Origin of the sequence: Bradyrhizobium sp., assembly GCF_049586575.1 — a bacterium.
Classification (GTDB): Bacteria; Pseudomonadota; Alphaproteobacteria; order Rhizobiales; family Xanthobacteraceae; genus Bradyrhizobium.
This window is the reverse complement of sequence record NZ_JBAVCF010000618.1, coordinates 1-7801: the sequence shown is the minus strand read 5'-3', so window position 1 is coordinate 7801 and position 7801 is coordinate 1. Positions and strand designations below refer to the sequence as shown.

General features: G+C 61.0%; 6 protein-coding genes and 1 pseudogene. 1 reads left to right on the top strand and 6 read right to left on the bottom strand.

The genetic code is table 11. The features are described from left to right. The 6 genes and pseudogenes from WB528_RS22925 to WB528_RS22900 all read right to left on the bottom strand — a co-directional run. Nucleotides 1-230 (bottom strand): annotated as a pseudogene (locus WB528_RS22925) (thiolase domain-containing protein); the annotation flags it as partial. A 28-nt stretch (nucleotides 231-258) separates the two neighbouring features. Further along, nucleotides 259-1245, bottom strand: coding sequence for a D-erythronate dehydrogenase (gene denD / locus WB528_RS22920; RefSeq protein WP_423890970.1), 987 nt, complete (start codon nucleotides 1243-1245; stop codon nucleotides 259-261). 121 nt (nucleotides 1246-1366) lie between these two features. After that, the gene (locus tag WB528_RS22915) at nucleotides 1367-2275 is read right to left on the bottom strand and encodes a carbohydrate ABC transporter permease (RefSeq protein ID WP_423890968.1); all 909 of its coding nucleotides are present in this window, start codon (nucleotides 2273-2275) and stop codon (nucleotides 1367-1369) included. Then, on the bottom strand, nucleotides 2268-3227 hold the full coding sequence (locus WB528_RS22910; RefSeq protein ID WP_423890966.1) for a carbohydrate ABC transporter permease: 960 nt from the start codon (nucleotides 3225-3227) through the stop codon (nucleotides 2268-2270). The genes WB528_RS22915 and WB528_RS22910 overlap by 8 nt, the downstream gene beginning before the upstream one ends. Before the next feature lie 84 nt (nucleotides 3228-3311). Then, the gene (locus WB528_RS22905; protein ID WP_423890964.1) at nucleotides 3312-4634 is read right to left on the bottom strand and encodes an ABC transporter substrate-binding protein; all 1323 of its coding nucleotides are present in this window, start codon (nucleotides 4632-4634) and stop codon (nucleotides 3312-3314) included. Nucleotides 4635-4688: 54 nt separating this feature from the next. Then, entirely contained in the window at nucleotides 4689-5750 is a 1062-nt protein-coding gene (locus WB528_RS22900; protein ID WP_423890961.1) for an ABC transporter ATP-binding protein, read from the bottom strand. A 214-nt stretch (nucleotides 5751-5964) separates the two neighbouring features. On the opposite strand from WB528_RS22900, the gene WB528_RS22895 reads away from it, so the two are divergent. Continuing rightward, nucleotides 5965-7773, top strand: a complete 1809-nt coding sequence (locus tag WB528_RS22895) for an IlvD/Edd family dehydratase (protein ID WP_423890960.1) — start codon at nucleotides 5965-5967, stop codon at nucleotides 7771-7773. Nucleotides 7774-7801 lie beyond the last annotated feature (28 nt).

Here is a 7801-nt window from a genome sequence, read left to right as displayed (position 1 = left end):
GCCGGCTTGAAGCGCAGGTTCGGATCGGCCTGCAGCACCAGCGCCGCAGTGAAATCCTGCGGTGAGAAGCCGGCGTTGAAATGGCCGAGCACGATTTCGTCGACATCGGCGGCGGCGAGGCCTGCATCGGCCAGCGCCTCGTTGGCGACCTTGACCACCAGGCTCTCGACGGTCTCGGCGTCGAACTTGCCAAAAGGCGTATGCGCCCATCCCACGATGCTGGCTGTCATGGCCGATCTCCCAAAGGAATAGAAAAAGTCAGGCGGCGAACTTACCACCCAATTCGTCGTCGATGTGAATCCGGATGATGTCGTCGAATGTTTTTTCGGCGGTCGTAAAACCTAATTCAATCGCGCGTTTTGGATTGAAGTTGCGGGGCCATCCGGCGACGATCCCGACAATAAAGGGATCAGGCACGCGCTTGATGCGCCCTGCGACCTTCTCTCCCGCCACCCGCTTGAGCGCCGCGATCTGTTCGCCGACGGTTGCGGAAATGCCGGGCATGGTGAGGTTGCGGCGCGGGCCGACCTTTGCGGTATCGAGGGTAGCGGCATGAACCAGGAAGCCAACCGCCGAGCGCGGCGAGGCATGCCAGTGTCTGACGTCCTCGGATACCGGCAGCACGGCTTCCTGACCCGCGAGCGGCTCGCGCAGGATGCCGGAGAAGAAACCGGACGCCGCCTTGTTGGGAAGGCCCGGCCGAATGCAAATGGTCGGCAGGCGAATGCCCACGCCATCCATGAAACCGCGGCGCGAATAGTCGGCGAGCAGAAGCTCTCCGATCGCCTTCTGGGTACCGTAGCTCAGAAGCGGGGTGTTGAAGAACTCGTCACTGATCGCGTCGGGGAACGGCGCGCCGAACACCGCGATCGACGAGGTGAAGACGACGCGCGGTTTATAGCCGCCGCCGGCTAGCCGGATCGCGTCGAACAGCATCCGCGTGCCGTCGAGGTTGATGCGATAGCCCTTGTCGAAGTCGAGTTCGGCTTCGCCCGAGACGATCGCCGCCAGATGAAAGATCACGTCGGGACGATCGGCGACCAGTTTCTCGGCGACACCTGCGACCGCGAAGTCACCCGCCAGGGTCTCGACGGGAAAGCCAGCCTTCTCCGGCTGCTTCGCCGCCACCACGTCATGCAGCGTCATTCGGGTGATATCGCGACCGCCAAGACCACCGTCGCGCAGCAAGCGATCAACCAATTTACGGCCGACCATGCCGGCCGCGCCCAACACCAGAATATGCAAAAGCTCACTCCCGTTATTGCTCGTCATTGCCAGCGAAGCGAAGCAATCCCGAAGATCAAAAGAGGCTGGATCGCTTCGTCGCTTTGCTCCTCGCGATGACGAGAAAACCAGTTTGCGCCTGTCACTCTTTGACGGCACCGGTCATCGCAGAAACGTAGTGCTCGACGAAGAACGCATAGAGGATCACGAGCGGCAGCGAGCCTACCAGCGCGCCCGCCATCAGCGAACCCCATTTATAGATGTCGCCGTCGACGAATTCGTTCACGATCGCGACCGGCACGGTTTTGTTCGGCGTCGATTGCAGGAAAGTGAGCGCGTAGATGAACTCGTTCCAGCACAGCGTGAAGGAGAAAATGAAAGCCGAGATCAGGCCGGGCACCGCCAGCGGCAACACGATCCGGGTGAGAATCTGCCAGCGCGAGGCGCCGTCGATCAAGGCGCATTCCTCGAGCTCGTACGGGATCGTCTTGAAGTATCCCATCAACAGCCAGGTCGAGAACGGAATGAGCAGCGTCGGATAGACCAGAATCAGCGACAGCGGCGAGTCGAACAGGCCGTAGGCCTGGATCACCGACGCCAGCGGGATGAACAGGATCGACGGTGGCACGAGATAGGCAAAGAAGATCAGGACGCCAACCGTATCGGCGCCCTTGAAGCGCAGACGCACGATGGCGTAGGCGGCGAGCACGCTTGCGATGATCGAGAGCACGGTGGCGCCGACGGCGACATACATCGTGTTCCAGAGCCAGCGCGGATATTGCGTCTCGAACAACAGCTTGCTGATGTGCTTGAAGGTCGGATGAACCACCCAGAACGGGTTGTAGGTGTTCATGTCGATCAGCTGCTCGTCGGGTTTGATCGACGTCAGCACCATCCAGTAGAACGGAAACAGCAACACGATCAGGATCAACCCCAGCGGGATATAGAGCGTCACTATCCGGCGCGGCAGCGATTCCAGGTAGCTCATGCCCTCGCTGTCGTCGCCCGCGATGACGCTTGGGACTTTGTTGGACAGCACCGAGTCAGTCATTGCTCGATCCTTGCTGCCACTTGCGGCGCTGCATGCCGAACCAGGAAATCCCGATCGCCGCCAGCAGGAACGGGATCATGGCAGTCGCTATCGCCGCGCCCTCGCCCAAACGCCCGGAGAGGATGCCGCGCTGATAGCTCAAGGTTGCCATCAAGTGCGTGGCGTTCACCGGGCCGCCGCGGGTCAGAGCCCAGATCAGCTGGAAGTCGGTGAACGTGAACAGCACCGAGAAGGTCATCACGACCGCGATGATCGGGGTCAGCAGCGGATAAGTGATGTAGCGGAAGCGCTGCCAGCTGGTGGCGCCGTCGAGGGTTGCGGCCTCGTAGAGCGACGGCGACACGGTTTGCAGGCCTGCGAGCAGCGTGATCGCGACAAAGGGCACGCCGCGCCAGATATTGGCGAAAATCACACTGCCGCGCGCCATGTTCGTATCGCCGAGGAAGTCGATGTAGTGGTCGATCAGGCCGAGCTTGATCAGTGACCAGGAGATGATCGAGAACTGGGAATCGTAGATCCACCAGAACGCGATCGCCGACAGCACCGTGGGCACGATAAAGGGAATGAGAACGATGGAGCGGATCAGCGCCTTGAACGGCATGTTCCGATTCAACAGCAAAGCGAGATAAAGTCCGATCGCGAATTTGATCGTGCTCGCCACGACCGTATAGAGGATCGTGTTGAAAACCGACAGCCAGAAGATGGCGTCGTCCCACAGCCACTCGTAGTTCTCAAGTCCGACGAAAATGCCCGCGCGGCCGATGCGCTCGTCGGTAAAGCTCATCCAGATGCCCAAGCCCAGCGGATAGGCCAGAAACAGGATCAGGAACGCGCCCGCCGGCAACATGAACCAGACCGCCATGAAGTTGCGGTTGAACTTAAGCCGCGACCACAGCGATGGCGTTTCGATTCGAGCCGAACTCATCGGCGCCGATGTCTGAAGTGTCGTCATCTCGCTCCAAATCCGTCCCGGGTTAACCCGGTCCGTCAACAGAGAGTAAGGCCGGCGCGGTAAAATCCACGCCGGCCAAGCATTCTATCGGAAGATGCGCTTGGCGGAACGCTCCGCGGAGGCCATCGCGGTCTTCACATCTTCTCGACCGGTGCAGTAATTGGCGAACATGTCGACCACGACAAAGTCGGCAATTGCGGCAGCCGCGTTCTCGCCCATCTGACCGAGGCCCGCCGGCGTCAGCGTGTTCTCCGCGACGTCGCGATAGGGCGTGTTCTTGGGATCGGCGGTCCAGATCGGGTTCTTGTTGAAGCCGAGCAGGAACGGCGATAGATAGCCCTGCGCCGCCTCGACCCAGGGATTGAACTGTTCCGGATCCATCATGAAGGCGGTGAAGGCCTTACAGGCTTGCGGGAACTTGGTGAAGTTGAACACCAGGATCGGGAAGCCAAGGTTCATTTCTCTGGTCTTGCCGTCAACGCCCGCGACGAGATGGGCGTGATTCATGTCTTCGGCGATCTGAGGATTTTCCTTCTTCGCCGTGATGTAGATCGAGATGCCGTTGACCGTCAGGTGAAGCTGGCCAGCCAGGAAGGCCTTGTTGTTGGAACTGTCGTTCCATGACGCGGTGCCCGGAATGAAGTTGTCATAGAGGCCTTTGACATATTCGAGCGCTTTCGCCGTCTCCGGTGAGTTGATGACAACCTTGTTGTTGGCATCGGTCAGGTTGCCGCCATGCGCCCACAACGCCCAGTACAACCAGGTATTGGCGTCGCCGGAGGCGTGTCCGACCGCCATGCCGGCGGGCGTACCGTTCTTGTTGAGACCCTTGACGAGGTCGGCAAAGCCGGCGAGGTCTTTCGGAAACTCCTTATGGCCGGCCTTTTCCGCCGCAGCGACGCGGTAGGCCACCAACGCGCCAGTCGCGGCAACGGGAACGCCGATCCACTTGCCGTCGAGCTTGCCATAGGCCTCGCCCGATTTAGACCAGCCACCGCCCTTCTTGCCGAGATAATCGGCGACGTCGCTCATGTCGGTGCATTTATTCGGGAACAGGAACGGCAGTGAATAAAGGCCCCACACCATGTCGAGGCCCTGGCCCGTCTGGGCCGCGACCGAGGCCTTCGGCTGGAGATCGTCATAGGATTCGTTGGAGACGGTGATGGTGACGCCAGTCGCCTTCTGGAAGGCGTCGACGATCTTCATGAACGCGACGTCTTCGGATTCGACGAAACGCTTCCAGCGCAACAGATTGATCTTGGCGCCGGCTTCCGGTTTCCATTGCGATGTCTGCGCCCAGGCTTTCGCATAACCCAGCAGTTGGTCGGCCGACATGGTGGCGGCGGCCGCCAGCAGCGTGCCGCCCGCCTTCAGCGCGGACCGACGGTCGAGTGTGAAGTTATTCATTGTCCCTCTATCTCCCTTTCTAATTGGCTCTTTTATCGGCCAAGTTGCGCCGGCTCAGAGTCGTTTGCCGGTGGCTTCGTCGAACAAATGGACCACGGATGGATTCGGCTTCAGCCGAACCTTGTCGCCGGGTTTGAATTGGTGGCGCTCGCGGAAAACGGCAACGACCTGCTCGCCGCCGAGCTTGGCGAAAACCTGCGTTTCAGATCCCGTGGGTTCCACCACCACGATCTCGGCCTCCGCGCCGTCATCGGCAATCGTGAAATGCTCGGGCCGCACGCCAAAGACGGCCGGCCGGCCGTCGGAACTGGCAGGCGCTGTGGCCAACGGCAACTTCACGCCGTTCGGTCCCTCGAAGCTGGCGCTGCCGTTCACCTTGACCTTGCCTTTGAGGAAATTCATCGCCGGTGAACCGATGAAGCTTGCGACGAACTGGTTTTCCGGCCGGTCATAGAGCTCGAGCGGCGAACCAATCTGTTCCACGATGCCGTCGTGCATCACCACGATCTTGTCGGCCATGGTCATGGCCTCGATCTGGTCGTGAGTCACATAGACGGTCGTGGTCTTCAGCCGCTGATGCAGTTCCTTGATCTCGGTGCGCATCGCGACGCGGAGCTTGGCATCCAGGTTCGACAAAGGCTCGTCGAACAGGAACACCTGCGGGTCGCGAACGATGGCGCGCCCCATCGCCACGCGCTGGCGCTGTCCGCCGGACAATTGCCGGGGGTAACGGTCGAGCAGCGGAGTGAGGTCCAGAATTTCGGCGGCGCGCGCAACGCCCTTCTTGATCTCGTCCGAATTGGCGCCGCGGAGCTTTAGGGAGAACCCCATATTGTCGGCGACCGTCATATGCGGATAGAGCGCATAGTTCTGGAATACCATCGCGATATCCCGCTCTTTCGGCTGGACATTGTTGACGACGCGATCGCCGATCGAAATTGTGCCCGAGGTGATGTTTTCGAGACCAGCGAGCATCCGCAGCAAAGTCGACTTGCCGCAGCCGGAGGGGCCAACCAGCACGACAAAAGCGCCGTCCTCGATCGGTATTGTGACGCCGTGCAAGACCTCGAACCCGCCAAAGGACTTCCGCACATCGCGGATCTGCACAGACGACATAAACTTCCCTCCGAATGGACTTCCGGCGGCGGTAAACACATAACCGCGCATAGTTTACCGGGTCATACCAGACTTTTTTGACGGTGTCCTTGGATCAAAGTCGTAGGCGAACTGCCTCCGCCACCGGCCGTTGCGAAGCGCACCTCGACGTGCGAAATTGGCCGCTCGAACCAAGATCGCGCACAAATGAGCCGTGTGCGCTGCGGGAGAAATCATGAACAAGCCGCTAACCGGCGTCACAAGGCGCAAACTTCGTTCCAGCGAGTGGTTTAACAACCCCCATAACCCTGGAATGACCGCGCTCTACCTTGAGCGTTACCTCAATTACGGCCTGACACGGGAAGAATTGCAGGCTGGCAAGCCGATTATTGGCATCGCCCAGACCGGAAGCGACCTCTCGCCCTGCAACCGGCACCATCTCGAACTGGCTCACCGGGTCCGCGAGGGCATTCGCGCCGCCGGCGGTATCGCGATGGAATTCCCGATGCATCCGATCCAGGAAACCGGCAAGCGTCCGACTGCGGCATTGGACCGCAACCTCGCCTATCTCGGCCTGGTCGAAATCCTGTTCGGCTACCCCCTCGACGGCGTGGTGCTGACCACGGGCTGCGACAAAACCACGCCGGCCTGCCTGATGGCGGCGGCCACCGTCAATCTGCCGGCCATCGTTCTGTCCGGCGGTCCGATGCTGAACGGCTGGTTCAAGGGTCAGCGCACGGGCTCGGGAACCGTGGTCTGGAAAGCCCGCGAGGAGCTTGCGGCCGGCGAGATCGACTACGAGCAGTTCATGACCATCGTCGCCTCTTCCGCGCCGTCGGTTGGCCACTGCAACACCATGGGCACGGCGTCGACGATGAATTCGCTTGCCGAAGCGCTCGGCATGTCGCTGCCCGGATGCGCTGCCATCCCCGCGCCCTATCGCGAGCGCGGCCAGATTGCCTATGAGACCGGCAAACGCATCGTCGGCATGGTCTGGGAGGATCTCAAACCTTCCGACATCCTGACGCGAGAGGCATTCGAGAACTGCATCGTCGTCAACTCGGCGATTGGCGGCTCAACCAACGCACCGATCCACATCAACGCACTCGCCCGCCATATTGGCGTGGAGCTCTCGATCGACGACTGGCAGAAGGTCGGTCACGACGTTCCGCTGCTCGTGAACATGCAGCCAGCCGGCTTCTATCTCGGCGAGGAATTCCATCGCGCCGGCGGCGTCCCTACCGTCGTGCGCGAATTGATGAAGGCCACGCGCATTCACGAAAACGCACTTACCGTCAACGGCCACACCATGGGCGATAATTGCCGCGAGGCGCCCAAGCCCGACGGCGACGTGATCTGGGGTTACGAGAAGCCGCTGGTGAAGGATGCAGGTTTCCTGGTGCTGCGCGGCAATCTCTTCGATTCCGCGATCATGAAGACGAGCGTGATTTCGAAGGAATTCCGCGATCGCTACCTGGTGAACCCGAAAGACCCGAACGCGTTCGAGGGCCGCGCGATCGTATTCGAGGGACCGGAAGACTATCACAAGAGGATCGACGACCCCGCGCTCGACATCGACGAGCATTGCGTCCTGTTTGTGCGCGGCACTGGTCCGATCGGCTATCCCGGCGGCGCCGAGGTCGTGAACATGCAGCCGCCTGCCGCCCTGATCAAGCGCGGCATCCTGTCGTTACCCTGCATTGGCGATGGCCGGCAGTCCGGCACATCGGGCTCGCCGTCGATCCTCAACGCCAGCCCGGAAGCCGCCGCCAACGGCGGCCTTGCGATCCTCAAGACCGGCGACAGGGTTCGCGTCGACCTCAACCAGGGCAGCGCCAATATCCTGATTTCCGACGATGAGTTGAAAAGGCGCCGCGCGGAGCTGAAGGCCAAAGGTGGATTTCCCCATCCGGCAAACCAGACGCCATGGCAGGAACTCTATCGCTCGACCGTCGGCCAGCATGCGACCGGCGCCTGCATGGAGCTCGCCACACGTTACCACGACATCGCCGGCAAGGTCGGCGTGGCCAGGGACAATCACTGACCGTTAGCCGTCATTGCGAGCCAACGGG